Annotated in this window: 28 protein-coding genes; 16 read left to right on the top strand and 12 right to left on the bottom strand. The window is 57.5% G+C overall.

Going from position 1 to position 26947, the window contains the following annotated elements; genetic code table 11:
- Positions 1-32: 32 nt before the first annotated feature.
- From KW839_RS08065 to KW839_RS08050, 4 genes are read right to left on the bottom strand one after another with little or no spacing between them, the layout of a single operon-like run.
- The gene (locus tag KW839_RS08065) at positions 33-1205 is read right to left on the bottom strand and encodes an acyl-CoA dehydrogenase family protein (RefSeq protein ID WP_218423963.1); all 1173 of its coding nucleotides are present in this window, start codon (positions 1203-1205) and stop codon (positions 33-35) included.
- A 21-nt stretch (positions 1206-1226) separates the two neighbouring features.
- The gene (locus KW839_RS08060) at positions 1227-2339 is read right to left on the bottom strand and encodes an acyl-CoA dehydrogenase family protein (RefSeq protein ID WP_218423962.1); all 1113 of its coding nucleotides are present in this window, start codon (positions 2337-2339) and stop codon (positions 1227-1229) included.
- A 35-nt stretch (positions 2340-2374) separates the two neighbouring features.
- Positions 2375-4525, bottom strand: a complete 2151-nt coding sequence (locus KW839_RS08055) for a 3-hydroxyacyl-CoA dehydrogenase NAD-binding domain-containing protein (protein WP_218423961.1) — start codon at positions 4523-4525, stop codon at positions 2375-2377.
- Between the two features lie 39 nt (positions 4526-4564).
- Positions 4565-5773, bottom strand: a complete 1209-nt coding sequence (locus KW839_RS08050; RefSeq protein ID WP_218423960.1) for an acetyl-CoA C-acetyltransferase — start codon at positions 5771-5773, stop codon at positions 4565-4567.
- Between the two features lie 280 nt (positions 5774-6053).
- Between KW839_RS08050 and KW839_RS08045 the strand changes: the two genes are divergently transcribed.
- Positions 6054-6764, top strand: a complete 711-nt coding sequence (locus KW839_RS08045) for a 2-phosphosulfolactate phosphatase (protein WP_218423959.1) — start codon at positions 6054-6056, stop codon at positions 6762-6764.
- Positions 6765-6781: 17 nt separating this feature from the next.
- The gene (locus tag KW839_RS08040) at positions 6782-7561 is read left to right on the top strand and encodes a DUF2889 domain-containing protein (RefSeq protein ID WP_218423958.1); all 780 of its coding nucleotides are present in this window, start codon (positions 6782-6784) and stop codon (positions 7559-7561) included.
- A 39-nt stretch (positions 7562-7600) separates the two neighbouring features.
- Here KW839_RS08040 and KW839_RS08035 read toward each other — a convergent pair whose 3' ends face one another.
- Positions 7601-8413, bottom strand: coding sequence for a FadR/GntR family transcriptional regulator (locus KW839_RS08035; RefSeq protein WP_218423957.1), 813 nt, complete (start codon positions 8411-8413; stop codon positions 7601-7603).
- Positions 8414-8667: 254 nt separating this feature from the next.
- Here KW839_RS08035 and KW839_RS08030 point away from each other — a divergent pair, with 254 nt between their 5' ends.
- The 4 genes from KW839_RS08030 to KW839_RS08015 all read left to right on the top strand — a co-directional run bounded on the left by KW839_RS08030 (position 8668) and on the right by KW839_RS08015 (position 12947).
- On the top strand, positions 8668-9780 hold the full coding sequence (locus tag KW839_RS08030) for an acyl-CoA dehydrogenase family protein (RefSeq protein WP_218423956.1): 1113 nt from the start codon (positions 8668-8670) through the stop codon (positions 9778-9780).
- Positions 9781-9790: 10 nt separating this feature from the next.
- A complete protein-coding gene (locus KW839_RS08025; RefSeq protein WP_218423955.1) occupies positions 9791-10987 on the top strand; it encodes an acyl-CoA dehydrogenase family protein in 1197 nt (398 codons plus the stop codon).
- Positions 10988-11014: 27 nt separating this feature from the next.
- Positions 11015-11767, top strand: coding sequence for an enoyl-CoA hydratase-related protein (locus KW839_RS08020; RefSeq protein WP_218423954.1), 753 nt, complete (start codon positions 11015-11017; stop codon positions 11765-11767).
- Positions 11768-12143: 376 nt separating this feature from the next.
- Positions 12144-12947 (top strand): cache domain-containing protein, encoded by an 804-nt coding sequence (locus tag KW839_RS08015; protein ID WP_371318051.1) that lies wholly within the window; start codon positions 12144-12146, stop codon positions 12945-12947.
- Positions 12948-12956: 9 nt separating this feature from the next.
- On the opposite strand, the gene KW839_RS08010 is transcribed toward KW839_RS08015, so the two are convergent.
- On the bottom strand, positions 12957-13763 hold the full coding sequence (locus tag KW839_RS08010) for a FadR/GntR family transcriptional regulator (protein ID WP_218423952.1): 807 nt from the start codon (positions 13761-13763) through the stop codon (positions 12957-12959).
- A 397-nt stretch (positions 13764-14160) separates the two neighbouring features.
- Positions 14161-14724, bottom strand: coding sequence for a nuclear transport factor 2 family protein (locus KW839_RS08005; RefSeq protein ID WP_218423951.1), 564 nt, complete (start codon positions 14722-14724; stop codon positions 14161-14163).
- Positions 14725-14887: 163 nt separating this feature from the next.
- Between KW839_RS08005 and KW839_RS08000 the strand changes: the two genes are divergently transcribed.
- The 6 genes from KW839_RS08000 (at position 14888) to KW839_RS07975 (ending at position 20011) form a co-directional block, all read left to right on the top strand.
- Entirely contained in the window at positions 14888-15598 is a 711-nt protein-coding gene (locus KW839_RS08000) for a TetR/AcrR family transcriptional regulator (protein WP_218423950.1), read from the top strand.
- A 144-nt stretch (positions 15599-15742) separates the two neighbouring features.
- Positions 15743-16588, top strand: coding sequence for an alpha/beta fold hydrolase (locus KW839_RS07995; protein ID WP_218423949.1), 846 nt, complete (start codon positions 15743-15745; stop codon positions 16586-16588).
- A 116-nt stretch (positions 16589-16704) separates the two neighbouring features.
- Complete coding sequence (locus tag KW839_RS07990) at positions 16705-17898, top strand: thiolase (RefSeq protein WP_218423948.1); 1194 nt, start codon at positions 16705-16707, stop codon at positions 17896-17898.
- Positions 17895-18326, top strand: coding sequence for a Zn-ribbon domain-containing OB-fold protein (locus KW839_RS07985; protein ID WP_218423947.1), 432 nt, complete (start codon positions 17895-17897; stop codon positions 18324-18326). The genes KW839_RS07990 and KW839_RS07985 overlap by 4 nt, the downstream gene beginning before the upstream one ends.
- Positions 18327-18386: 60 nt before the next feature.
- A complete protein-coding gene (locus tag KW839_RS07980; RefSeq protein ID WP_218423946.1) occupies positions 18387-19178 on the top strand; it encodes an enoyl-CoA hydratase-related protein in 792 nt (263 codons plus the stop codon).
- A gap of 38 nt (positions 19179-19216) precedes the next feature.
- Positions 19217-20011: an enoyl-CoA hydratase/isomerase family protein gene (locus KW839_RS07975; RefSeq protein WP_218423945.1), complete on the top strand. Its 795-nt coding sequence runs from the start codon at positions 19217-19219 to the stop codon at positions 20009-20011.
- Positions 20012-20049: 38 nt separating this feature from the next.
- Here the strand turns inward: KW839_RS07975 and KW839_RS07970 are convergent, their stop codons facing one another.
- Genes KW839_RS07970 through KW839_RS07960 form a run of 3 tightly spaced genes read right to left on the bottom strand, consistent with a single transcriptional unit; the run spans position 20050 to position 22212 of the window.
- Complete coding sequence (locus KW839_RS07970; protein ID WP_218423944.1) at positions 20050-20412, bottom strand: DUF6285 domain-containing protein; 363 nt, start codon at positions 20410-20412, stop codon at positions 20050-20052.
- Positions 20412-21467, bottom strand: a complete 1056-nt coding sequence (locus KW839_RS07965; protein ID WP_256352570.1) for a phosphotransferase family protein — start codon at positions 21465-21467, stop codon at positions 20412-20414. Before KW839_RS07965 ends, KW839_RS07970 begins: the two co-directional genes overlap by 1 nt.
- Positions 21439-22212 carry an SDR family NAD(P)-dependent oxidoreductase gene (locus KW839_RS07960; protein ID WP_218423943.1) on the bottom strand — a complete coding sequence of 258 codons (774 nt, stop codon included), beginning with the start codon at positions 22210-22212 and terminating at the stop codon, positions 21439-21441. The genes KW839_RS07965 and KW839_RS07960 overlap by 29 nt, the downstream gene beginning before the upstream one ends.
- A gap of 171 nt (positions 22213-22383) precedes the next feature.
- Between KW839_RS07960 and KW839_RS07955 the strand changes: the two genes are divergently transcribed.
- Positions 22384-23262, top strand: coding sequence for an acyl-CoA thioesterase II (locus tag KW839_RS07955; RefSeq protein ID WP_218423942.1), 879 nt, complete (start codon positions 22384-22386; stop codon positions 23260-23262).
- Between the two features lie 48 nt (positions 23263-23310).
- On the opposite strand, the gene KW839_RS07950 is transcribed toward KW839_RS07955, so the two are convergent.
- Positions 23311-24258 (bottom strand): flavin reductase, encoded by a 948-nt coding sequence (locus KW839_RS07950; protein WP_218423941.1) that lies wholly within the window; start codon positions 24256-24258, stop codon positions 23311-23313.
- Between the two features lie 143 nt (positions 24259-24401).
- Here KW839_RS07950 and KW839_RS07945 point away from each other — a divergent pair, with 143 nt between their 5' ends.
- The 3 genes from KW839_RS07945 to KW839_RS07935 are packed head-to-tail and all read left to right on the top strand — an operon-like array spanning position 24402 to position 25404.
- Positions 24402-24767 (top strand): hypothetical protein, encoded by a 366-nt coding sequence (locus KW839_RS07945; RefSeq protein ID WP_218423940.1) that lies wholly within the window; start codon positions 24402-24404, stop codon positions 24765-24767.
- 2 nt (positions 24768-24769) lie between these two features.
- A complete protein-coding gene (locus KW839_RS07940; RefSeq protein WP_218424110.1) occupies positions 24770-25036 on the top strand; it encodes a hypothetical protein in 267 nt (88 codons plus the stop codon).
- A complete protein-coding gene (locus KW839_RS07935; protein ID WP_218423939.1) occupies positions 24928-25404 on the top strand; it encodes a nitronate monooxygenase in 477 nt (158 codons plus the stop codon). Before KW839_RS07940 ends, KW839_RS07935 begins: the two co-directional genes overlap by 109 nt.
- A gap of 68 nt (positions 25405-25472) precedes the next feature.
- Here the strand turns inward: KW839_RS07935 and KW839_RS07930 are convergent, their stop codons facing one another.
- Positions 25473-26915, bottom strand: a complete 1443-nt coding sequence (locus KW839_RS07930; RefSeq protein WP_218423938.1) for an MFS transporter — start codon at positions 26913-26915, stop codon at positions 25473-25475.
- Between the last annotated feature and the right edge of the window lie 32 nt (positions 26916-26947).

The following is a 26947-nucleotide window of genomic DNA, read 5'->3' as shown; positions in this document are numbered from 1 at the left end:
CAAGCCCCCTTTTCATTGTATCGACTGTCGGATCAAGCCTTGCCCAACTGGTTGAACGGCGTATCCCGATCGCTACGTGGTTCAGGCGGCAATCCAAGTACCCGTTCAGCGATGATGTTGCGCAGGATTTCATCGGTACCACCGGCAATGCGCAAACCCGCAGACCACATGTACCAATAGTTGAATCGACGAGCCTGCGGATCATCGAACTCTCGAAGACCATCCACACCCAAGGCTTCCAAAGCGCAGGCGCTCATGTCCTGAAGGTTCTTGGCCATCACCAGCTTGTTGATCGAGGCTTCGGGGCCCGGTACACCACCGCGCGAAACGGCAGTCATTGAACGCATGCGCGTCAAAGAGATACCTTCATCAGCCACATAAAAACGGGCCAGGGCATCGGCATCGAACAGGTCCGCCAGCTCACTGGCCACTGGCGCGCCGGACGGCTTGCCGCCGACGGCAAGGCGTTCGAACATCAGGGTACTGAGGGAAACTTTCCAGCCTTCTCCAACCTCACCAAGGCGCTGGGCGTCGGGAATGCGCACGTCCGTGAAGAAAACTTCGTTGAACTCCGCATCGCCCAATAGCGTCCGGATCGGCCGCACTTCAACGCCAGGCGCACGCATGTCGACGTAGAACATGGTCAGCCCTTTATGCTTGGGCGCCGAAGGGTCCGTACGTACCAGCAAGATCCCGAAGTCGGACTCGTGGGCGTAGGAGGTCCAGACTTTCTGGCCATTGACCACCCAGTCATCGCCGTCACGCACAGCGCGGGTTCTCAAGCCTGCCAGATCGGACCCGGCGGCCGGCTCGGAGAACAACTGGCACCAGATCTCCTCGCCGCGCATGCCCTTGGACATGAAACGGTCCATCACCTGGGCCGAACCATGGGTAAACAATGTCGGCAAGCACATGCCAATACCGACTGCGAAAGGCACGACCGGAAGGCTGTAATGCTCTTCTTCCTGGTGAAAAATCACGTGCTCGATAGGGCTGCCACCCTGCCCGCCAACGTGTTTTGGCCACATGATGCCGACATAGCCGGCTTCTGCTTTCAGGTGTTGCCAGCCACGCGCCAACGCCATGAAGCGCTGATGCTCCAGGCCTTCTTCAGGCTTGACCTGGAAGGCTGGCGCATTGGCGCTCAGCCATTCGCGCACCTTTGCGCGATAGATTGCTTCTTGAGGCGTATCTTGAAAATCCATGGATATCGCTCCTGTGTCCGGTCAAGCCGCTTTGCGCTGCAAGGCTGCCTTGAGACGGCGAGCCCAAAAGGCACGGCCCCCCAGTTGGGTAGCCATCAGCCGCGCGCGGCGGTAGAAAAGTTGGATATCGCTTTCCCAGGTGAAACCGATCCCGCCGTGCAACTCCACCGCGGCTTCGGCGGCCTGGCAAAAGGCCTCAGTGGCTGCCAGTCGCGCACCCGCGGCGGCGCGGGGCAAGTGCTCGGGGGCTTGGGTCAAGGCCCATGCACCGTAGTAGCAATGGCTGCGGGCCAACTGGTTTTTCACGTAAAGATCGGCCAGTGTGTGTTTGACGGCCTGATAGCCGCCTACTACGCGGTTGAACGCCTGCCGCGTCTTGACGTACTCCAGGGTCGACTCCAACGCTGCCTCGGCGCTGCCCAATTGCTCGAATGCACTGAGTACGGCTGCGGCATCCAATGCGCGCTCGGAAAGCGCACTGCCTTGCCCTGCTGCCCCCAATCGCACGCAACTGACAGCGTCCAGATGAAGGTCGGCATGACGACGGATCCGGTCGATCGCCTCGACCGGCACCAGGCTCACCCCCGCTGCCTGAGCCTCGACCAGCCACCACCCCCAATCCTGGCCATCTTCATCGGCGCACGCCGAAACGATAAACACATCCGCCACCGGTGCATCAGCGACCATGGCTTTATGGCCACTGAGTTGTCCGGCGATGACGCGTGCCTGGGGCCGCTCAGTCCAGGCTGCCTGGCCCCGCTCGGTAAAAGCGACGGTGGCGGTTTTTTCCCCCGCCGCCAGTTCACCCAGCAGCGCCGACGCGACCTGGCAGTCCGTCAACTGCTGCAATGCGGTACTGGCGTGCAATACCGAAGAGCTGAACGGGATCGGCGCGAGCGTACGACCCGCCTCTTCGGCCAGAACGCAAAGCTCCAGAGCCGAAAGTCCCAGACCACCATCGGCCTCGGCGATAGCAGCCGCCGGCCAGCCCAGCTCCTGCACCTGGCTCCACAGTGCCTGATCATGACTCTGCGGACTTTCCAGCAGTGCCCGGGCGCGGCCCAGACCCTCAGCGAATACCCGCTTGGCCTGATCGCGCAACTGCTCCTGATCAGCAGAAAAATCAAAGTTCATAGTGATCGCACCCCAGGCCCATGCAAGGCCAAAGCTTATTGTTCACGGGCATGGAAACGCTCGCCACTCTCAGCACGTTGACGCATCCAGGCTGATGGACGGAAACGCTCGCCATGGAGATCGGCCAATCGATCGCAGGCGTTGACGAAGGCAATGGCGCCGACTGTATCGATCAAACTGAACACGCCGCCCGTCCAGGTCGGGAAACCAATGCCCAGCAACGAGCCGACATCACCTTCGGCAGCGCTGCCGATAACACCCTCTTCCATGCAGCGTGCTGCTTCCAACGCCTGGATATAGAGCATGCGCTTCTTGATGTCTTCAACATCGGGTTGCACGAGCAGTGGCGGATAGACATCGGCAAGACCCGACCACAAAGTACGTTTGCCCTCTGGATAGTCGTAGAAACCTTTGCCGCAACGACGGCCGATTCGCCCCAGGGTTGCGCTGAACATCTCTTGAACCTTGAACCCCGCAGGCTCACTCCAGGCATCACCCAAAGCAGCACGTTCGGCCAAGGATGACTTGTAGCCGTTCTCCATCCCGATATCGTCAAGCAACGCCAATGGCCCCATGGCAAAACCTGCTAGACGTGCAGCATTGTCGATCAGGGCCGGCTTGACGCCGCTACCCAGCATTGCCAGCGACTCTTGAAGGTATGCAGCAATCACCCGAGAGGTGAAGAAGCCTCGCGAGTCCTTGACCACGATCGGCGTCTTGCGCAACAAACGAATGAAATCCAGGGCGTGAGCCAGGGTGGTATCACTGGTTTGCTGACCGACCACGACCTCCACCAACGGCATGCGATCGACGGGCGAGAAGAAATGCAGCCCGATAAATCCATCGGGGCGATTGAGGTCGCGAGCCATGTCGGTAATCGGCAAGGTCGAGGTGTTGGAGGCGAGAATCGCGCCCGGTTTCATGACGGCCTGCGCCTGCATGAACACAGCAGCCTTGACCTGTACATCTTCAAAGACCGCTTCGACCACCAGATCGCACTCGGCAAGTTCCGAGTAATCGCCTGTTGCCTGAATACGCGCCAGGATCTCATCAGCGCTGGCCTGAACCATGCGCCCCTTGGCCACTCGTTTGGCGAATTCATCGGCCAACCGCTGGCGGCCGGCAGTGGCTTGTTCAGCACTGGCATCCAGCAACACCACTTGCAAGCCAGCGACTGCCGCAGTCTGGGCGATACCGCTGCCCATCAGACCCGCTCCGACTACCCCCACCCTGGTGATCGATGCCGGCTCGATGGCTTTCGGCCGACGGGTGAGTTTTTCCAGCTCGCCCTTGTTCACAAACAAGGTGCGGACCATGTTGCAGGCAGTTGGATCGAGCACCAGCTTGGCGAATTCGCAAGACTCGATATGCAGCCCCGCGTCGATTGGCACACAGGTGCCATGAGCGACAGCGCGGAGCAAGGCGATCGGTGCCGGCAGATTGCGCGCGGTATCCCGGGCAATCTGCGTGGTCGTCAGGTTGAACAGGTTACCGAGTTCTGCATCCGCAAAACCTGCTCCACCGGGGACCTGATAGCCCTTTTTGTCCCAGGGTTGCTGGGCATCGGCATGTTCAAGGATCCAGGCGCGCGCCGCTGGCAGCAACTGCTCTGCGCTGAGTACGCCGTCGACGATACCCTTGGCCAATGCAGCATCTGGCGACAGCAATGTGCCTTTCATCATCAGCGGCAGTGCACTGGCAATACCGATCAACCGCGGCAGGCGCTGCGTACCGCCGGCACCCGGCATCAGGCCCAGCGTGGCCTCAGGCAAGCCGAGCAAAATGCGCGGGTTGTCCAATACCAGACGGTGGTGGCAGGCCAGAGCGATTTCCAGGCCACCGCCCAAAGCGGAGCCATTAATTGCAGCCACATAAGGCTTGCCGCTGCTTTCCAGGCGGCGCAGCAATGGACTCATCTGGGTCGCCATATCGCGGGCATCAGCCACGCTCAATTCGCGAGACAAGGTCCGTACGATTTCCTTCAGATCACCACCGGCGACAAAATCTTTCTTCGCCGAGGTGATGACAACGCCGCGAATCTCGGCATCGGCGGCCACTCGTTCGACGACCTCAGCCAGCTCATCTCGAAATCGCTCGGTGATGGTGTTGGCCGGTTGCCCGGGTATGTCGATGGTAACGACAGCAACGCCATCTTTACCCAACGCAAAATCAATGGTTTCAAACATGCAATGGCCCATCCTTGCAGAATTTGGTGAGGATCGAATTCAGACGCGCTCGATAATGGTTGCCGCGCCCATGCCGATGCCGACACATAGCGTGACCAGTGCAGTGCTGCCACCGGTGCGTTCAAGTTCATCGAGGACGGTGCCGAGCAACATCGCACCGGTCGCGCCCAGTGGGTGACCCATGGCGATGGCACCGCCATTGACGTTGATCCGCTCATGGCCAATGTTCAGCACTCGCATGTACTCCAGCACGACAGAGGCGAATGCTTCATTGAGTTCAAACAGGTCGATATCGGCAACGCTCATCCCTGCCCGCTCCAGAGCGCGCAGCGAAGCTGGCGCCGGGCCGTCCAGCATGATGGTCGGGTCTGAACCAATGCTGGCGAAACTGCGAATACGTGCGCGGGGCTTCAGCCCCAGACGTTTTCCTGCTTCCAGCGAACCGATCAATACCCCGGCGGCACCATCGACGATGCCCGACGAGTTACCGGCGGTATGCACGTGCTCAATCTCGAAAACATCAGGATATTTTTGCAGGGCAATGGCGTCGTAGCCGCCCAGAGTGCCCATTTGCGCGAACGCAGGCTGCAAACTGGCAAGGTCCTCCGCACGGGTTTGCGGACGCATGTGTTCATCGCGCTCGAGCAAGGGGAAGCCGAGCGAGTCCACTACCGGTATCACCGAGCCATTGAAACGACCTTCATCCCAGGCACGCCCGGCCCGCTGCTGGCTGGCCAGCGCGTAGGCATCGACATCGCTGCGGCTGAAACCACTGCGCGTGGCAATCAGGTCGGCACCGATGCCTTGAGGTGCAAATGCGGTGGCATAAGCAATGGCGGGATCCCTGGCCCATGCGCTGCCCTGGGAGCCCATCGGAACGCGTGACATGGACTCCACACCACCGCCAATGGCCAGATCGACCTGCCCGGCCATGACTTGCGCGGCCATCATGTTGACCGCGTCAAGCCCCGAAGAACACGCTCGGTCCAACTGCAGTCCGGGCACACTATTGGCATAACCGGCCATCAAAATGGCGGGACGGGTCAGGTTTGAACCTTGCTCACCAAATGGCGTGACCACACCCAATGCCACTTCTGCGACTTCGGCGCTGTCGAGTTGATTGCGATCACGCAGGGCACGTAGCACCTGTGCCGCCAGCTCTACCGAGCTGACCGAGTGCAAGCCGCCATTGGAACGTCCGCGGCCACGAGGCGTGCGCACATGATCGAAAATATAGGCTTGAGCCACTGTCTGTCTCCCCATCCGGATCATTCTTCATCGAGCAGGCCTGAGCCAACCACCTCGACGCCATAGAGCACAATGATATGTATGTTTAAGACGATAAACAACTAGATCACAGGTAAAGCCACCACTAATATCGGTGGCATTACTGCCAACCCCGCTACGAAACCCGATAACCTCGCCTTGCGCTTAATAATATGTATCATTAAGCTGTTTATTCACCTACCAGTACTGATTCTTTTGATCCCTGCATGCCGGAGCATCGCAAAAAATGCCAAAAATAAATGTGATTCTGCGCAAGGAGGACCTCGATCCGGCTTTCCTGTATGACAAGGTTGCCGTGGTCATCGATGTTCTGTTCGCCACCTCGACTATTGTCGCCGCCCTGCACCACGGCGCTAAAGCGGTCTATCCCACTGCCAACCGACAAATGGCCTGCGACACAATAAAGGGACTGCAACCCGACAGCTACTTACTGGCCGGAGAGAACCACCTGCAAAACATCCCAGGTTTTGTAGGCTATTCTCCGCTCGCTCTGTCGCAAGAGCCAATAGCAGGTCGCAATGTCGTGTTTTCCACTACCAACGGTACAGTCGCCCTGCGCAAGGCCGATACCGCCAGGCACGTTTATGCAGCTGCGCTGCTCAATGCCCCAGCCATTGTTCGACAGCTCCAGACGCACGAGGACAGCTCGATCGTGCTGGTTTGCTCCGGTTCGGCCGGCCGAGTCAATCTGGAAGATCTGTACCTGGCGGGCTACCTTGTCGATCAGCTGGAAATCGCGCGCCCTGGCCACTGGACCCGATCGGACACCTGCCATATCGCCCGTGCGGTGCACGGCCAATATCGCGACTCGCCACATGGCTGCCTGATGCAAAGTCAATTGGGTGTTCGATTGCACGAGCAAGACATGCTCGATGAAGTGAAGTATTCCGCCCAGCTTGGACTGCTCGATATCGTGCCGCGCATGCAAGGCAACTTCCTCACCTGCTTTTGACCTGTCGAGAATCAGCAATGAACGATACTTTTCCACGACACGGTGGTCGTCTGCGCCGTCTTATTGTTCTGCGCCAGGTGACGCCTGGACAGGTGGTTGGCTGGCTGGAGGATGACTTCCATCACTTTGGCGTGACCATAGAACACGACGACAAGCACATCACCGCCGTACGCATGGCTTCACCGCGCACACCTTGGGCAACCTGTTCCGGAGCACAAGTGCCTTTGCAGGTGCTCGTCGGCAGCCCGCTGATAAATCGCGCCTCGGACATCGGCGCGTTGATCGACATGCGCCAGCAGTGCACCCACGTCCACGATCTAGCAGGTTTGACCTTGGCGCATATCAAGCGCGGAGATTGCGAACGCCGCTATGAAATAACCGTCGAGGACCGGGAGGTTTTTGCCTGGAATGGCCTGCATCCGACCCTGGGGCCGACGCGCGCTCGAATCCTGTGTGACGGCAAGGAAGGTATGTATTGGGAGGTAGACAATGATCGAATAACGGGTCCGGCCCCCTTTACCGGCCAGACACTGGAACGGGGTTTCCGCCAGTGGACCGAGTCGCTCCCCGAAGAAGCCGCCGAACAAGCAACATTGCTGCGGCGCGCCATCCTGGTGGCCGGCGGTCGAACGATCGACCATGACCGATTCAACACTGCCGCCGAATTTGGCCAGCCTGCACTCTGCTTCAGCTTCCAGCCCGAACGCAGCCACCAGGCCCTGCGCAATCATGGAGCAACCCGAGACTACGCGAGCAGCGCCGCGAACATGTTGATCAATGTGCAAGACATTCCGTAAAGCAGTAGACTTGAGCCACCCCACGGTGGCTCCGACGGCTTAACCGGCCTGGAACAAGTCGGAAATTCGCATGTGCTCGAACCCTGCCACCCAGACTTTATTGGCACGCACCATATGCTTGCGCCAATGGGCTTCGGCACCATCGATGTCCCGCGCCTCAATCAGAGTGATGAGTTTTTCCTGGGACTTCAATCCGGTAACGGCCGCCAGAATCGAACTCTCCACAGGAATACTGCGACGCTGCAACGCCACAACTGCAGCCTGGTGCCGTGTGACTACCTCGTGCATCGCCCCCCACAGATGGATCAACGGCTTATTACCCGACAGCTCCACGAGCACTTTGTGAAAGTGCGCGACTTCGGCAGCAAAGCCTGCCGGATCCTCGATAAAGGCTCGCTCGCGCTCTATCGCCTCGCGCAAGACCGCGGGCGCGCGCTCACCCGAATTCTCAACCACGAAACGGACAGCCGAGGGCTCGAATGCCATGCGCGCCTGATAAACCTCCGCTACGGTAGTACCCTCGAACTGCAACACCATCAATGCATAATTGGCGATCAGTAACGGGTCAGGTGCATGGATGATCGCGCCACCCTTGGCGCCCCGGGCAACAGTTATCAGGTGCTCAGCCTCAAGGATGCGAAATGCCTCACGAATGGTCGGGCGCGAAACACCATACTCCTCCATCAGCTTGCCTTCAGCCTGAAGCAGATCCCCCTCCTTGAGCTCACCGCGCACAATTTGTTTCTTGATTCGGCCAGCAACGATCTGCGGCGCCTTGGGAATATGCAGCACTTGTCGCCGCTCGCCCGACACCTTGCCGCTCGAGAACGAAAACTCTTTCAAATCGCTCATGATCTCAGCCTTGAGTTAATAAGTAGACCGCGCTCATTACGGCACAATAGCGAACAATAAGCTATATGATACACACTATAACAATTCGACACACATAAATCATAGCGCTTTTTCATGAACGAACAACGCGCAATAATGGCGCTCTTCAGGACTTTTTCGCGCCATCGACAGGTCTGTGTGCGTTGCTGGACAAGATGGCTTTATTATGTATATGATTTATACGTTTATACAACAATTACGTTGCAGGGGCCTCCATGAATTTCGATTTCTCAGATGAGCAGCGGATGCTGCGGGATCAGTCCCGTCGCCTCCTGAGCGAAGTCAGCGACTTCCATACGGTGCGACAGATGCTTGGGGCGCAACAGTCATTCAATTCCGATCTCTGGCGACAGGTCGCGGAGATGGGCTGGCCGGCCGTCGCCATAGGCGAGGATCAAGGCGGTCTCGGCCTGGGCATGCTGGAGTTGTGCGTGCTCGCCGAGGAGCTGGGCCGGACACTGGCGCCAATCCCCTTCCAGAGCACAGTGTTGCTGGCTGCAGAATTACTCAAGTTCAGCGCTGCCCCAGAGGCACCGGATTTACTGCAAGCCATTGCCAGTGGCGAAGCTATCGTCGCCGCCGGCCTGGTTGCACCTGGACAATCCTGGGCCGGTCAGCCGTTGCAGTTCGATGGCAAGACGCTCACAGGCCGCAGTCGCCCTCTGGCATACGCCGCCCAGTCTCACTACGCGTTATTGCCAGCTCAGCAAGCAGGACAGCCTGTCATGGTCCTGGTCAAACTCGGTGATGCCGGGTTGCAGCCAGTGGCATTGAACAGTCCTGATGAAATCATCCCATTTGCCGCCCTGCAGGCCGACGGTGTTCGAGCCATAGGTTTGCTGGCCGGGGCGCAGGCCATTGCCGCGATGCAGCAGGTCGTCGACCAGTCCGCCATTTTGACCGCGTTCGAACAGATCGGCGGAGCAGAAGCAGCCTGTGAGCTGGCTCGCAACTACGCCCTTGAGCGCCATACGTTTGGCCGCCCTATTGGCAGTTACCAGGCCATCAAGCACAAGCTGGCCGATATGGCCGTGAAAATCGAACTGGCCCGCTCCAATGCCTATTACGGTGCCTGGGCCCTGCACGCCGGCAATCAGGACGAACGCGCGCTGGCCGCCGCCGCCTGCCGACTGAGCGCAACCGAGGCCTTCGAGTATGCAGCGCGAGAATGCCTGCATGTGCACGGTGGCATCGGCTACACCTCGGAAGCCGACTGCCACTTCTTCTATAAGCGCTCGCGCTTGCTGGCCATGACACTGGGCGAGCCTGGAGCATGGGTCGATCGACTGTTGTCGCAAGATTCCTTGAAACTGCTGAAGGCCCACTAAGGAGACGAACATGGATTTTAACGATTCCCCGGCTGAAGCCGAATTCCGTCAACAGGCCCGCGACTGGCTGCAAGCCAACGTTGCCAGCGTACTGGGCACCGACAGCCAGCATGATGTCGAAGCGTTCACCGCCAGTGCACGACTCTGGCAACGCAAAAAGGCAGAAGCCGGGTATGCCGCCATCCGTTGGCCGCGCGCAGAAGGCGGCCTGGATGGAACGCCGATGCAGGAAGTCATCTTCCAGGAAGAGGAGTCGCGCTATGCGGTGCCGGTCGGCCCGCTGGTGACCATCGGTACGCAACTGGCGATCCCGACACTGCGCACCCATGGCACTGCCGAGCAGATCGAACGTTTTACTCGCCCTACACTCAATGGCGATTTGATCTGGTGTCAGCTGTTCTCCGAGCCCTCGGCAGGTTCCGACCTTGCAAACTTGCGCACTCGTGCAGTCAAGGATGGCGATGACTGGGTCATCAACGGGCAAAAAGTCTGGACCTCCTGGGCGCACGTCGCCGATTGGGGGATTCTACTGGCACGTACCGACTCCGAAGCGACAAAGCATAAGGGCTTGACCTTCTTCCTGGTGAACATGCGCAGCGTCGGCATCGATGTGCGACCCATCGAGCAGATTTCCGGCGAGTCGGAATTCAACGAAGTGTTCTTCACAGACCTGCGCATCCCCGACAGTTATCGCATCGGCGCTGTCGGCGAGGGCTGGAAGTGTGCAATGACGACCCTGATGAATGAGCGAGTCAATGTTGGCGGTGAAAGCCAGGCACTTCCATCGGTGGTCGAACTGCTTGAGCAGATCGGCAAAAGTGGCAGCCAGGTCACTCAGGATCGCTTCAGGATTGCCAGTTTGCTGACCAAAGAACTTGGGCTGCGTTACTTCCGCTTCCGCCTGTTGACCTCTCTGTCCAAAGGCGAAACACCAGGTCCTATTGCCGCCATGAGCAAGCTGGTTTATGCCAACGCTCTTCAAGAGCTATCGGCGCTGGCATTGGACAACCTGGGCCTGGAGGGGATGACTGACGAGCAGGCCGACGCCCCGGCGACACGCTTCGGCTACGGGTATCAATGGGCGGCTGCGCTGCGAATTGCTGGCGGCACCGACGAAATCCTGCGTAACCAGATCGCCGAGCGAGTCCTGGGGATGCCGGGTGAAATCCGCGTAGACAAGAATATTCCATTTTCACAATGTCGCTGACATCAATACCCCTAGGAAGCCTTATGCATGAGTGAATACATCCGGGTCGAAAGTCACCAGCATTGCCTGACGATCACGCTGAACCGCCCTGACAAATACAATGCACTGACCAACGCCATGTACGACAGCCTGAGTGAAACGCTCAAGGCTGCCGGTGTCGATGATGACGTAAGGGTTGTAGTCATCACTGGCGGCCCGGAATGCTTCACCGCGGGCAATGACCTTGCGGATTTTCTGCAAGCGCCGCCAAAAGACCTGGACGCCCCAGCCTTTCGCTTCATGGCAGCGGTCGTCGCACTTGATAAACCCCTGATCGCTGCAGTCTGCGGCGCTGCCATAGGCATTGGCACTACCTTGCTGCCGCACTGTGACCTGGTGATGGCTACCCGCAACAGTCGCTTTGCCACGCCGTTCGTAAAGCTCGGTCTGTGCCAGGAATTCGCCGCAAGCCTGCTGTTGCCACAACGATTGGGGCATGGCTATGCCTCTCGCCTGCTACTCGGGGGCGAAGGCATCGACGGGGAACAGGCTCATGCGCAGGGTTTGTGCACGCATTTGTTTGATAAAGGGCAGGATTGCCTGGCCTTCGCCAGAGACTATGCAGAGCGCCTCGCGACCGCCTCCCCTGGTGCATTGCAAACAGCCAAGCGCCTGATGAAAGCGCCGCTGCGAGATAGCGTGCTCGGCATCATTAAAGAGGAAAATCAAAACTTCATCGCTCGCCTGCAAGCCCCGGAGTGCCGTCAGGCGCTGGAGGATTTCGTTAACAAACGTCGATGAGCGGCAGATCAACTGTGCTGTCGCCCCCTTCAAATTATACGTACATACGATTACAATCATATCTATCTTGAATCCCACACAACTACAATCTGGGGATGACGATGAACACGATAATGCGGTCGTTGATGCTTTAGCCTGTCAATACCAGTGGAATTTGCGAACTCAGCCCTGAACAAGCTGAGCCCGCTGGTTTCACGCCGGTTTGACATGGGCTGAGGTACGCGCCCATGTACGAACCTGCCTGGCCTGCAGACTTACGTCTAGACGTACTGCGGGCCGATATCCACTGGAGTATTGTGTGAAAACGACGGGATTTGTTTTGTCGCTTTATCTTGGATTGAGCCTGTTAAGTCATGCTTGCGCCCAGGATATCGCTGTGGAACCCACCTACCAGAGTCAGGCTGTTCAGGCCCAACACTTGCTTGCGCAAGCGGTTGACCGCTATCGTCAGGTAGGCGATAGCGCATTGGCCGAATTCAGCCGTCAGGGCAAATTCGTCCAGGGCGAGTATTACGTATACGTGATCGATACCCATGGTGTAATGCTGGCCAGCGGCGGTCCGTCAGCACAGTATATTGGCCGCAATATTGCCCCCCTGCTCGATCCATCATTGGGTGAGGCATTTACCAATATCCTGAGCCAGCCCGACACTCAGGAAGTTCGCAGCCAGGAGTATCGCTGGACTAATTGGGAGGATGGCAAGTCCGAACGTAAAATGGCTTATTACCAGCGTGTCGATGACAAGGTCTTTGCCGTTGGCTACTACATGCCCCGCTCCAGCCCGAGCGCCGCGCAAGCTTTGCTCGACGATGCGGTAAAGGACTTGAACAAGGCGCCGGGCGATACGATTGCGCGTATCAATCAGTTGGATAACCAACTGACTCGCGACGATTTATACGTCTTCGTTGTTGATACCAGCAACCTGAAGATGGTCGCCCACGGTTACAACAGGCGCTTGATCAATACCGACTTACGGCATTTGACCTCGGTCGATGGCCAGCCGATCGGCCAACAGATGTTGGCCGCAATCAAGGGCCGCGACACGGCACGCATCAACTACCTGTGGCGCAACCCCGTTACAGGCAAGCCGGAGCTAAAAGAAACCCTGTTGCAACGTAGTGGTCACTACATCGTTGCGGTCGGGTATTACAAAACCCCCACCGAAAGCGCAAAGCGTTAGACCTGAATATCAGTCTTGGAGCAACTGGGAGAGCGTCATTTCTTCGTAACCACTGACCCAGGTCTTGTAGGCAGCCTGCATATGCTTGCGCCAGTGGCTTTCCGCTCCATCTTCATCGCCGGCCTCGATCAACTTGATCAACTTCTCCTGCGAGCGTATCCCAATCGAAGCATTGGCGATGATGGCGTCAGAAGCCTGGTTGCGCCGGTATACAGACACCACCAGCGCCTGATGCCGCTCGACTACTTGATGTATTGCAGACCACAAATGGATCAGTGGCCGGTTGCCAGACAACTCCACCAACACCCGATGGAAATTGGCAATCGTTTGCGCAAAGCCTGAAGCCTCATCCAGAGCCTCGCGCTCCTTGGCCACCGCCAGGCGCAGTGCATCAGGAGCAGTCTTGCGCGCGTTCTTGATCACAAGTCGCACGACTGACGGTTCAAACGCCATTCGCGCCTGATAGACTTCGGCAACGGTGGTGCCTTCACACTGTAGAACCATCAGCGCATAGTTGGAAATAAGGTCTGGATCAGGCGAATGAACGACAGCACCACCGCGCGCACCACGTGATACCGTTACCAATCGCTCGGCCTCGAGAATTCGGTAGGCTTCGCGGATCGTCGGCCGGGAGACGCCGAATTCTTCCATCAGTTTGCTCTCGGCAGGCAGCAGATCCCCCTCCTTGAGCTCACCGCCAACGATCATCTTTTTCACGCGCGAGGCAACGATTTCCGGCGCTTTGGGAATATGCAGTGGCTGCTTCTTGGCAGTAGACGAGGCAAAAGCGGGCGTCATTTCGCTTATATTATTCATGATTTAATCCTAATGGCCGTAGATCTTTGCATTCATTCTACTGATTACATCATTTAAATACAGTATAGGATTAATAATCTCCAAAAACCGACTTCAGCCACTTCGCCATGACGAAGAAATCTTTCTTGGGCATCGGCACTTTCAGCTTTTGAACCAACCATTGAAGGCTTCTGCTTTGCGCCCACCATTGAGCACGTCAGCCCGAACAAGGATCCTGCCTCAGATCGCAGTAGCCTTTACGGGTCTTGGCGCAGCAAGGGCTTTTGACACTGCCCCCGCCGCGCCCCACAGGCCTTCGCAAACACTACCTTGACCAAGAGCCCCTTTTGCCGCCAAGCGTATCCAGCGGGCTTAGCCACGCCACTTCCTGGGCACGACCTTAATAGCGGCGTCACCACTATTGCTTTTTTGCGCTCGCGGCAACTATCGCATCCACGGCCCGGATGGTGTCCGGCCTGAAGTAATACACGGCACGAACAATTTCCCCCTCGGCATTCATCGTGAAATGGTCAATGGCGGTGAGATGGAATTGACCATCCTGGTTATTGCTCAACATCCCGGCAATCTCCATGAAACACTCAGAACCAGCATCGATGAAACTCAGCGGAATGGCGTGTTTGACGGATTTAGCATGCCTGGAGAACCAGGCATTGATCGCTTCACGCCCCTTTAACGCGTCAGATACCGATGCGTTCGGAGGCAGGAACACCCCATCTTCCGCAAAAAGCTCGCCAATTTCACTACCGCGCCCGGCATCAATTCGTGACACATAAATTTCCGCCGTTTTGCAAGACGAGTTAGGGCGAGCGGTGGCGCTAACAGGTTTTGTTTTAAACACATCACCCAGCCGCCAAGGAGTATTCAGATGAACATCCACTGACTCGGCCCCAAGCGCACTGAAACTGACGACAGCTGTGCAAATGGCGATAAAAACCGATCTTCCGCAGAGACTTTTCGACATTGTTTTTCCTCAAGAATTTTAGGAGGCGACACTGGCAATTTGGCTGCCTTTTAAAAATTGGCACGCAGCCAGATCAAAAGCAATAATATTCAGTCACACGACTTAACCTCAACACTTTACCTGTTATACCATTACGTAATCAGCCATCCGCCGAGCACTTCTCATGCCGAGATCAACCAGTCAGCCCACTGCCGGAAAATCGAAAAAATTTACCGCAGCTTCCACGCCGGTGGACACCCAAGACCGCCAACACCCGACTAAAAAACTCATTATCAATACGGCTGAGCAGCTTTTTGCGGATTACGGGATCGATGCTGTGTCGCTCCGGCAAATTGCTGCAGACGCAAATCAGGCCAACAATTACGCTATCCAGTATCACTTCGGTACCAAGGCGGAGTTGGTCTCGGCAATTCTCGACGTGCGTTTTGCTCAAATAGAAACGCGACGAGAAACCCTGCTAAGCGAACAGACTGCTGCTGGCAATTTATTGAGTGTGCGGACTTTGTTGTCGATGCTGTTTGTGCCGCGCGCTGAAATGCTCGACGCCGAAGGACGCAACACCTTTGCCAAATTCATGATGGAGTTCAGGATTCGGTTCAAAAACTTTGAGGGCATTGCGCACCCGATCGAGCGAGATGCACGGAATCAACCGGCCACATTGCAAATATCAGAATGGCTAAAAGAATCATTGCCGGATTTACCGCAAGAAACCTATGCCTTCAGAACCCGCTACCTTTCCAATATGTTTGATTCGATATTGGTTGAGCGCGATACGCAAATCGCAACAGGTGCGACAGTGCCCACTCGAGAACGCCTGCTGGAACGCGCACTGGACATGGCCGTCGCTGCGCTGGTCGCGCCGCCGGAACATTGACCCAAAACTATCGCTTGAGCGCGGCCTACGCGCGCCAATATTCCGATTCACTCCGAGAAGGAGTTCGATTCGGGCGTGCCCAAGCCTCCAAGCAGCGCCTGAATTGTTAAAAATTCCATTCAAACAATCACAAAGGAATTAGCCATGTCCCTGCAGCGCCAAACCTTTACCGGGTTCCAGAACCTGTCGCTTTGCGCCGATGTCGGGGGGCTCGCCGATGCACCACCGGTTATTTTGCTGCACGGCGGTGGCCAGACCCGCCACTCCTGGGGCAGAGCCGCGAGACGCTTGGCGCAAGCCGGCTTCCACACGCTGTCCATGGACTTGCGCGGGCATGGCGAAAGCGCCTGGGCAGCCGACGGTGACTACTCCACGGATGCCTTTATCGGCGATTTGAACGCCGTCATCGATACCCTTGAGCAACCTCCGGTACTGGTCGGCGCATCCCTGGGAGGCGCGACCGCCTTGTTGACGATGGGCGAAGCTGCAACTGTCCGGACAAGAGCATTGGTATTGGTTGACGTGGTACCGCGCATGTCACCTGAAGGCGTGCGGCATATCCGTGATTTCATGACGGGCAGTCCTGAAGGCTTCACCAATCTCGATGAAGCAGCGGCAGCCGTGTCACGCTACATCCCCAATCGAGCAAAACCCGCCTCCAATGAGGGCTTACTAAAGAACCTGCGCCTCGAAGACGATGGCCGCTATTACTGGCACTGGGATCCGGCCTTCCAGGCCAATGGCGCCCGTGAGCGCCTGAGCGACTTGTACTCGCGCATGGAAAACGCAGCCGCCAGGGTACATGCACCCACCCTGCTGGTACGAGGCCGCCAAAGCGACGTCGTCAGTGAAGAAGGCGCTCGTCTGTTGCTGGAGTTGATCCCCCATGCCGAGTATGTCGACATCGAAGGTGCCGGGCACATGGTCGCCGGCGATCGTAACGACATCTTCAATGAGGCCATTGAGTCGTTCCTCCAGCGACTGGCGTGATCCACACCTTGTCATGAGCCCTTGACCAATCATCAACATCACAATAATAATTTAGATGTTTATTCATCCATGACATTCATCCGCCTTGCCGATGGATGTCGAGAGGGAGAGTGCGAATGACCTGGGAACATTGCGACAAGACCGCCATTGTCGGTGTGGGTGCAACGCCGTATTACGTGCGCGGCCAATCATGGCCCCGCACCATCAACGAAATGATCGGTGAAGCGATACTCGGCGCCTGCGCCGACGCCGGGCTGTCGGTACGCGATATCGATGGCTTTGCCTATTACGGCGGCGCCAAGGCTGGCTATCTCGATACGATGGACACCGCCAGCATTATGGAGATGCTCGGAATCCCCGAAGTCACTTTTACCGCCACACTGACCGGTGGTGGCGGGGGATCAGCCGGGGCCATTGGCCTCGCCTCGGCTGCAATTATCGCCGGCGACGCGAAATACGTGGTCACGGTGATGTCCTTGCAGCAGCGCGCACAGCGCCTCGGAACGGTGTTTGGTGCACTCAAGCCCGATCCTGAAAACTCTTTCCTGCAGCCTTCCGGACTGGTTGGGCCTGGGCATTTGATGTCGGTGCTTGCACGCCGTCATATGCACCTATATGGCACACGTCGCGAAGCTTTTGCCGAAGTGGCCATCAACAGCCGCTTGAACGCCATGAACCGGCCCAAGGCTATACGCCGTACGCCACTGACCCTGGAAGAGTATTTCGCTTCGCCGATGCTCGCCGACCCACTCTGCCGCCTGGACTTTTGCCTGGAAACCGATGGCGCCGTGGCGGTCATCACCACCTCGACCGAACGCGCTCGCGACCTGAAACAAAAGCCCGTACTGGTCAGTGCCGCCACGCACGGCGGCCGTGCAGAATGGGGCCGCGCCTTCGCCTGGATGGGCATGAGCGATGAGTATTTCGCCTCATCCGGTCATAAAGATGTCGCCAATCGCCTCTATGCCAAGGCAGACGTCAAGCCGAGTGATATCGACGTAGCCCTGCTTTACGATCACTTCACCCCGATGGTGATCATGCAACTGGAGGATTACGGCTTCTGCGGCAAGGGTGAAGGTGGCGCGTTCGTCGAAAGCGGCGCAATCCGCATGTCCGGCTCCATACCGGTCAACCCTCATGGAGGCCAATTGTCCGAGGCTTATATCATCGGCATGACCCATATTCTCGAAGGTGTCGAGCAACTGCGCGGTACAGCCATCAATCAGGTCGCCGATGCCGAACTGGCACTGGTAACCGGCGGCCCGGCTTCGATACCAGTATCCGGCCTCATTCTCAGGAGATCCGCATGAGCCAGCATCTGTCACGCGCCCTGCCCGGCGAGCACGTCCATATCACTACCGACCCGTGGACCGAACCCTTCTGGCTGGCGGCCCGCGAAGGTCGGCTGGTGGCTGCGCAATGTGGCGATTGCTCCCATTTCCGCATGCCACCCACACCTTACTGTCCACACTGCCAGAGCCAGAACACACAATGGCCGACTCTTGTCGGAACCGGCACAATCTACAGCTACGCCGTGTGCAATCGCTCACCGTTTCCGGGCGTCGAAGACTTCGTCTACATCCCGATAGTCGTCGAGCTTGATGACGCCCCTGGCATTCGCCTGGTGTCAAACTTGGTCGGTATCGATCCGGACCAGGTCAAGATCGGCATGGCGGTTTCAGTCGAGTGGAACCCGATCAATGATGATTGGCGCCAGCCTATTTTTCGCGCCTTCTGATCGAGGCCCGGCGTCGTAGGATGCCGGGCTTGCCTGCCCCGCCGTCAGCGAGATTGCCCCATGAGTCATACAATCGCTACAAGCCCGGTGCTGCTTGAAATCATTGAGCAACACATTGCCGTTCTGACGCTCAACCGTCCGGAAGCTCGCAACGCCATTAACAGTGAACTGGTGCAGCAGCTCGAGGCCCACCTGATCCGCATAGAAGACGATCCGCAAATCCGTGTCTGCATTCTTGCTGCAAACGGCGACAAAACATTTAGCGCGGGCGCCGACCTCAAGGAGATAGCGTCAGGTAATGCACGCCGTCTGTCGACCAGGCGTGGAGGGTTCGCCGGCTTCGTTCAAGCTCCACGAAGCAAACCGTGGATCGCAGCAATCCATGCCACCGCTGTTGGAGGCGGGCTGGAAATGGCGCTGGCCTGTGACATGCAGGTATGTGCAGAACAGGCTGAATTCGCCTTACCTGAGGTCAAACGCGGCCTGGTTGCAGCAGGTGGTGGCATGTTCAGGCTGCCCCGGGTCCTGCCAAGAGCCGTCGCCCTGGAGATGATCGTTAGCGGTGAGCCAATCAGTGCGCATCGCGCCTATGAACTGGGCATGGTCAACTATCTGGTGGCGCAGGATCAGGTTTACAAAACAGCCTTGAATCTTGCGCGCAGGATTGCGGGTGCAGCCCCTTTGGCTGTTAGCGAAAGCCTGCAGCTGGCACGCTGCAGCACGGACTATAGCTTGGAAGAACTCTGGGTCCTGAATGAAGGCGCCGCTCGCAGGGTGATTACCAGTGAAGACGCACGAATCGGCCCCCAGGCCTTTCTCGACCGACGCCCCGCACAATGGACCGGCCGTTGAACCCTATAAAACCTACAATATTTTCGAGGAGCGCAACCATGGAATACACCACCCTATTGTTTGACATTTCCGACGACGGTGTCGGCACCATCACACTCAATCGCCCGGAAGCCATGAACTCTTTCACCCGGACCATGTTGCTTGAGTTCGATCATCTTTGGGCGCATATCCGTGACAATGACGAGGTTCGCGCGGTGGTATTGCGCGGCTCGGCCGGCCGGGCGTTCTCTACGGGTGCCGATGTCAAATCCCATGCCACCGATCCCGTCGGCCATGCAAACAACCTATGGAATGCCCGAGATCCGGGCGAAAGCCTGGGCGCACGCTCGAACAAGGTATGGAAGCCAGTCGTGACGGCAGTGCATGGTTTGTGCTGCGCCGGGGCTTTCTACTGGCTCAATGAAAGTGACGTGATCATCTGTTCGCAAGACGCGCAGTTCTTTGATCCACATGTCTCCTACGGGTTGGTTTGTGCCGTCGAACCCATCGGCATGTCCTACCGCCTGCCTTTGGGCGAGGTACTACGCATGTCCTTGCTGGGGAATGATGAAAGGATTGGTGCCGACACCGCACTGCGCATTGGGCTGGTGACAGAGATCACCTCGAACGAGACATTGTGGGACAGAGCCCATGAGCTGGCGGCAAAAATTGCGACTAAGCCACCGGCCGCCGTGCAAGGCACTGTGCGGGCTATCTGGGAGTCGCTGGATGTGCCACGCACAATGGCGCTGACACAGTCCTTGAAGTACACAATGATTGGCAACCCTGTAGCCCAGTCACAGATGGACGTAGAGGCCGCACGCAAGCAATCACGCTCGTTCGAAGTACGCTAAAAGGGGTGCAGGGCCCGCAAGCCCTGCCTCTCGCATCACTATTTAAGGTAGTCGGGACTGCTTTCAACCACCGCCTGGCGCACACTACTGCGCAGATGGGCAATGACTTGTTCACGCGAAGAGTGTCCCGGATCACCGAACCCTTCGCGCAAGCGCATTCCCAACAAGCGATTACCGCCTAACAGACATACCCCCTCCTCCTGCAGCACTGCCAGCAATGATTGCAGCTCATCCCGTTGCGGCTGTTCACCAAAGCGCAACTGGCGTGCGGCAATATTCATCGCATTACAGATCATCAGCGCCTCATGTTTGCGCTGCGGCGGCAAATCTCCCAGCAGGCGCTCACGCAACAACGCTTGGGCAGCTTCCAGTAGCTCGGCACCTTCGGGTCGCGTACGCATCAATCATTCTCCGTCATGTTGAGGATTTCCCATTCCAGCTTAGGAACAATGTGCCCCGTCAAAGCCAGCAACAACGAATCTTCTTCGCCCGAGAGATGCCGTTCGGCTTGTTGGATGGCAATGATCGCCCAGCGCACATGTGCCATGACCTCCCAATACCGAACCTGGTCGCGATCAATTCGCCGACCACTTTCAGCCTCATAACCTCGATAAAAGTCTTCTCGTTCGCCGATACCACCGGCCTCCAGGGAGGGCTGACCGAAGCGCCAACAGCGTGCGCAGAACCAGCCGATATCCTCAAGCGGGTCGCTCCAGGCGGCAAACTCCCAATCGATGATGGCAGTCAATCCAGCCTCGTCGACCATGTAATTTCCGGTGCGAAAATCACGATGGGTCAACGCAATATCGCCACGCGGTGGAGCATGCCGTTCAAGCCAACGCAGGCCCCACTCCAACGTTGGATACGGTGTGCGGTAGTTGTCGAGAAAATGTCGAAAGTGCGCGATCAGATAATGGGCTGGTGCTTCGTCGTAAAGCGGCAGGAAGTCGAGGTCCTGACGTGGTGGGCGGATCGAGTGAATACGCGCCATCTCCCGACCCAGACGCTCCGCCAATTCACGTCGATCGCCACCATAACGTGAACCCTCACGCGCAATGAGGTGGGCACTGGCAGTGCCTTCCACTCGCCGCATAACGAAGAACGGCCGCCCCAGCACGGAACGGTCATCACACAGCCATAATGGCTGAGGCACCGTAACCCCGGCTTCGAACGCCGCTATCAGCAAGGCGTACTCTTGGGCTCGACTGTGGCTGACCGACACCCCGGAAGGGGCATCAGTGCGAATCACCAGGCTTTGCAAGCCATGATATGGCCCATCGTAAAACTCGGCTTCGATGCGCCAGTTTTCCTGGATAGCACCACCTGAAAGCAAATCAGCCAATTTCAACTCGACACGAGAAGCCTGAGCCACTTCGCTCAGGTACTGCTCGATTGCACTGCGTGATTGAGCATCCACCTGTTTTCTCCTAAAGCCCGCTGACCAGATGTCCGCCATCGACCGCGAGCGTCGCTCCAGTGATATGTCGCCCACCCTCGCCCACCAGGAGCAAAAGCGGTGCGTCGAGATCCGATAGCTCGCCGAAACGGCGACTCGGGATACGCTGACGCAAGCGCTCACCGGGTTCACTGGTGAGAAACTCACGATTCAAATCCGTAACGACGTATCCCGGGAGCAAGGCGTTAACACGAATGTTGTAGCGCGCCAGTTCCAAGGCCAGGGCCTTGGTTGCCTGGATGACACCAGCCTTGGAAATTGCGTAAGGCGCCACCGCCCCGCTGACCCGCTCCCCCAGAATCGAAGCGGTGTTGACGATGACTCCACCCTTGTCTGCCGCAACCATGCGTCGCGCGGCTTCAGTGGCTACCAGCCAGCCGCCCTTAAGGTTGGTACCAATCACCGAGTCGAAATCCGCTTCGGTTTGCGCAAGCGCAGGCTTGGTTACCGTGACGCCGGCGTTATTGAGGACGATATCCGGCACACCAAAGCGCTCGACAACTTCATCGAAAGCGCGCTGAACGCCAGCACCATCACTCACTTCCAGACGAACCGTAGAAACCTGGCCCGGAATATCGGCGGCCAATTCCACCAGCAACTCGGTACGACGCGCAGCCATTACCACATGCGCGCCTGCTGCAGCCAGTACCCGACAAAAGTGCAAGCCCAGGCCACTGGAAGCTCCGGTCACCAAAGCCAACTTGCCTTCCAGACCAAACAGCGCATTCAAGTCCAAACTCGCCATGGTCCTCTCCCGTTATCAATTTTCGATGACGGGTAAAGACCCGCCAACTTGGAAAAATCATATCAATGAGTTATATGTTTAATCAACCTAACAAATTCATCACACCCGGATTTCACCTGGCCCTTTCTCCTTCAGGTAACACCAGCCCTCATTGCAAACAGGACCAACCGCATGCAAGCACCCTCTAGCCGTATTCCACGCCCCGACGATTTCGCCTCCTTGCTGCGCCTGGATTTCGACGGCGAAGACTTCATCAGTCGACACGGCGAAGCGAACCTGACAGGCAATGCCTTCGGCGGGCAATTGATGGCCCAGGCCGTGGCTGCCGCCGGCCACGGGCTCGATCCGCATCGACGGCTACGTTCGCTGCATGCCACGTTCCTCAAGCCATTGCCACTCGACCCTCAGCTTCGCTATCAGGTCCAAACCACGCTGCAAGGCCGCAGCTTCAGCAACCTTGAGGTGCAGTCACAAAGAGGACTGCAGGTGGCGTTTCGCGCCAGCCTGTGTTTTCAAACCGAGGAAGAAGGGCCCAGCCATCAGGACTCGGCACCCGAGGTTCCAGGCCCTGAGGCACTACCGGATCTGGCGGACCTGGCCGATCTGTACCAGGATCGCCTGAGCGAAGGCAACCAGCGACTGCTCAAGGCAAGGCATCTGCACGAACTACGTCCAGTGGATGGCGAAGCCTTCCTCTTCTGCGGTGACCGCAAGCCGAGCATGCGCTATTGGATTCGCAGCAGCGAACGCCTGAGCGATGACCCAAGGCTGCATGAGGCGGCGCTGGTCTACATGTCCGATGCCTGGATCAACAGCGCAATGCTGCTGCCACATGTGGCAACGCGCATGAGCCGTGATTTTTTTGCCCCTACGCTGACGCACGACCTCTGGTTACACCGCTCGTTTCGTGCCGACGAGTGGCTGCTGTTCGATGTGCACAGCCCTTCACTGCATGGCGAAACCGGCCTGATCAACGCCGCCGTCTATGACCGCAATGGCAGGCTGGTCGCCAATGCAGCCCAGCATGCGCTGTTTCGCCAACTCGGCTGATGCGCTGAGCCCCGGTATTGGCCGGGGCTTCTCGTGTCACCTGCGCTATCAGGTGCGGGTATTGCGGATGACCTTTTTCAATAGATTTTTGAGCAAGGCAAGATCATCCCAATCTAGACCGGCGATGGCTTTTTGCTCCGATGATTTGGCCTGCACGAACAACTTGACCGCGTACTCATGGCCGCGTGAAGTGAGATCGAACTGACGATCCGGTCCATCGCTCTGCACTGTCACCAACTCGGACTCCAGCAGTCTCCCCAGTTCTTCTTCACCAAGTCGGTGGCCGCTGGGCTTGAGCAGCTCTTCAATTTGAGCCTGGGTCTTGTGCTTGCCGGCAGCCAATACGCTGAGCACGTAATACCCGCACTCGGTGAGGCCCAATTGCTGCCAGTCGCTGCGTACAGGCTGGTAAAGCTGCATGGAGGCCACACCGAGCAAAAAACCCAGATAGTCTTTGTTGAAACTGCTATTCACATCCTCGACGTCCACTGGATTCGCCAGTGCGCGCGGGTGAACCTTGGCATATTTGCCGCCGTGGAATGCCAGCGGGGGATGATCAGAATGATCGAACTCGATTACTTCGCCGACAAAGATAATGTGGTCACCGCCTTCATAGCGAAAGCTGGTCTTGCACTTGAAGCGGGCAGCACAGTCGCCTAGCAAGGGAACCTGCCCAGGACCACGCTCCAGGTCCAGTCCGGCAAATTTGTCGATGCCACGCTTGGAAAACCGATCAGACAAGGTTTGCTGCTCGGCTGCCAGGACATGCACCGCGAAGTAGTCGCCGGTCATGAAAGCCGAGAGGCTGCCGGAGGTTTTTGCCAGGCTCCAGAGAATCATCGGTGGCTCTAGCGATACCGAGTTGAAGCTACTGGCAGTGAGGCCTACATCAGCGCCCTCGGCGTCACGTGTAGTGACGATCGTAACGCCGGTCGCGAACGCTCCCAGCGCATTACGGAATTGCTTGCTGTCGATTACCAGATTGGGATTGCTCACGAACTTCTCCTCGCTCCGTTTGAAACACTTGCACCCAGGGTCGAGGGCAAGCCATCTCAATAAATAGTATATATCATTATAATAATAGGCAACCAGTTATGGCGCCGGGCACTGCGAATTTCATGACAACTCGAGAACAAACAATGAAAATAAAAATCTGCGAAATGTTGTCCATCCAACTCCCCATCTTCGCCTTCTCGCATTGCCGGGATGTGGTCGCCGAAGTTTCACGGGCTGGCGGCATGGGCGTGCTTGGCGTCAGCGGTTTCACTGCGCAGCGGCTGGAGCAGGAACTGACCTGGATCGATGAGCACGTCGACGGCCAGCCCTACGCCGTTGATATCCTGATTCCGAACAAATATGCCGCGGCAACCCGGCAGGGAAACGTCGCCCCGAGTTGCTGGCAGAGAATAAGTACTTTCTCAAGCAACTCTGTGATGACGCCGGGCTGGCACCACTGCCTGAAGGCGAAGTCGAGCGCATGGTCAGTGAGTACACGGAGTGCCTGAATATGACGCCCGAGTCGGCGCAAGAGCTGATCGAGGTCGCTCTGCGCCATCCACTGGTCAAGCTGGTGGTCAATACCCTGGGCACACCGCCCAAGGAAAAGGTGCGTGAACGGCAGGCACGCGGCATCAAAGTAGGTAATGGCAGCAGGTGGTCGATGCCGTGGCGCCGATTCCAGTGCTTGCAGCCGGAGGTGCCGGCCGTGGACGAAAAATGGTCGCAGCTCTGGCAATGGGTGCCGACGGCATCTGGTGTGGTTCTATCTGGCTAGGCACTGACAAAAGCGAGCTCACGCCAGAAATGAAAGCCCGGATATTCGCAGCGCGCTCAGAGGAAGCCATCCAGTCACGAGCCATTACCAGCAAACCTTACAGCCTGCTGCGCAGCAAGTTGACCGAAGCCTTCGATAGCCCGAACGCACCAAAGACGTTGCCAATGCCCTTGCAGACACTGTCGGTTTTCGAAGCCCGCGCACGCATTGAGCGTGCCAGAGCGAGCGATTTCCTGACCCATCCGGTTGGCCAGATCGTCGGCGACATGCACGAAGAAACCACCGTCAAGGAGATTTTCTACAACCTGCTCAGCGAGTTCCTGGAAAGCACCGAACGCTTGGGAGCATTGGTCAAGTCGCTGGAATAATCACAGCCCTGAACGAAAAAAGCCGTCGCCTGAATCAACAGAACGACGGCCTTGAACTACATTTGCAGTTACGAATGACTAGCAGGCTGTCCCACTGTCTCACGCAGCTCTTCAACCCGGCGCTTGGGTAGGGCCAGAGCAGCAAACACGCTGAGAATGCATAGCACGGTAATAACCCAAAACGCCATTTGGAACGCCGGACCCGCTGGGTAAATACCAGGGCCCTGGGCCGGGTCATTAATGGTGTGTGTGGCGAAGATAAAAGTGATCATCTGCGCACCAATGGCCATGAAGGTCGTCCGAATCACCTGGCTCAAGCCTGTCACTTCGCTGACCCGCTGCTGGGGCACGGCTTCTACGATGAGATTAGGTACGGCACTGAAGACAATGGCCGTCCCGATACCATTGAGGATTACCGCAAACCCGACAAACCAGATAGTGCTGTGGTGTAGCGACAATGCAGTCCAACCCACGACCATGAAAGACAGCCCATACAGCAATGCACGTCGGCCACCATGACGACCCGCCACGACTCCGCCCCATGGTGCCGCGACGATAGCCACGAGTGACGAAGGCAACTTCAATGCTGCGGCTGCCGTTGCGGCCATGCCGAGCCCGACGCCGGTCCAGGTCGGCTGCTGCAACAATACAAACAGCACTTGGGCAAATTGCATTGCACCCAAGGCAATCAAGGCATAACAGAGGTTAGATATGGCCAACTGGCGGTTGGCGAACAGCCGTACGTCGATAAGCGGGTTACGATGCCGTGCCTCATACCAGGCCCAGAATGCCAGCAGGCCCAGGCTACCGCCACCCAGCCACAACGTGCGCTGATCGTTCCAGCCCCAAGCGCTGCCTTTGGTCAAAGCAAAGAGTATACCTGCCACTGCGGGCGCAAACAGCACGCCTCCGAGGATATCGACCTTCTGGTCGCTGGCCTTGCCTTGCGACGAAGGCAGGAAAGCAATCACCAACAACAAACCAAGCACAGCAACAGCCGTACTGATGTAGAAAATCCAGTGCCAGCTCAGGTAGTCGATACATATCCCACCCAGCACGAAACCTATACCTGCCGCCGTCGAGGCCGTCCCCGCGACGATGCCGATACAGAGAGGTACCCGAGCCGGGCTGATATTTTCCCTGACCAGGCCAAAACACAAAGGGAGGACAGCGGAAGCCACCCCCTGCACGGCCCGCCCGACGACAATCCCTTCCAGCGAAGTGGACAAGGCACTGATCAATGAACCGAGGGCCGCTAGGATCAGCATTCCGATCATCACACGGCTGCGCCCATATAGATCACCGATCCGACCACAGATTGCAGAAGCAGCCGCCGCCACCAATAAATAGGCCGTTATAACCCAGCCTACCAATGCAGGATCTTGAAACAGTCGGTAGAACGTTGGCAGGGACGCAAACGCCATGCTGACCTCGAAAGCCGAAGCCACTTCGGCAGCAACCAAGGCCAACATAATCGTTTTCCAGCGTGAATCTTTATCAATCGGGCCCATCCAGATCTACTCCTGGGTCATCACAGAATGGC

It is taken from the genome of Pseudomonas sp. PDM31 (assembly GCF_019218965.1).
Taxonomy (GTDB): Bacteria; Pseudomonadota; Gammaproteobacteria; order Pseudomonadales; family Pseudomonadaceae; genus Aquipseudomonas.
The sequence above is the reverse complement of the archived record's forward strand: the minus strand, read 5'-3'. Positions and strand labels throughout refer to the sequence as shown.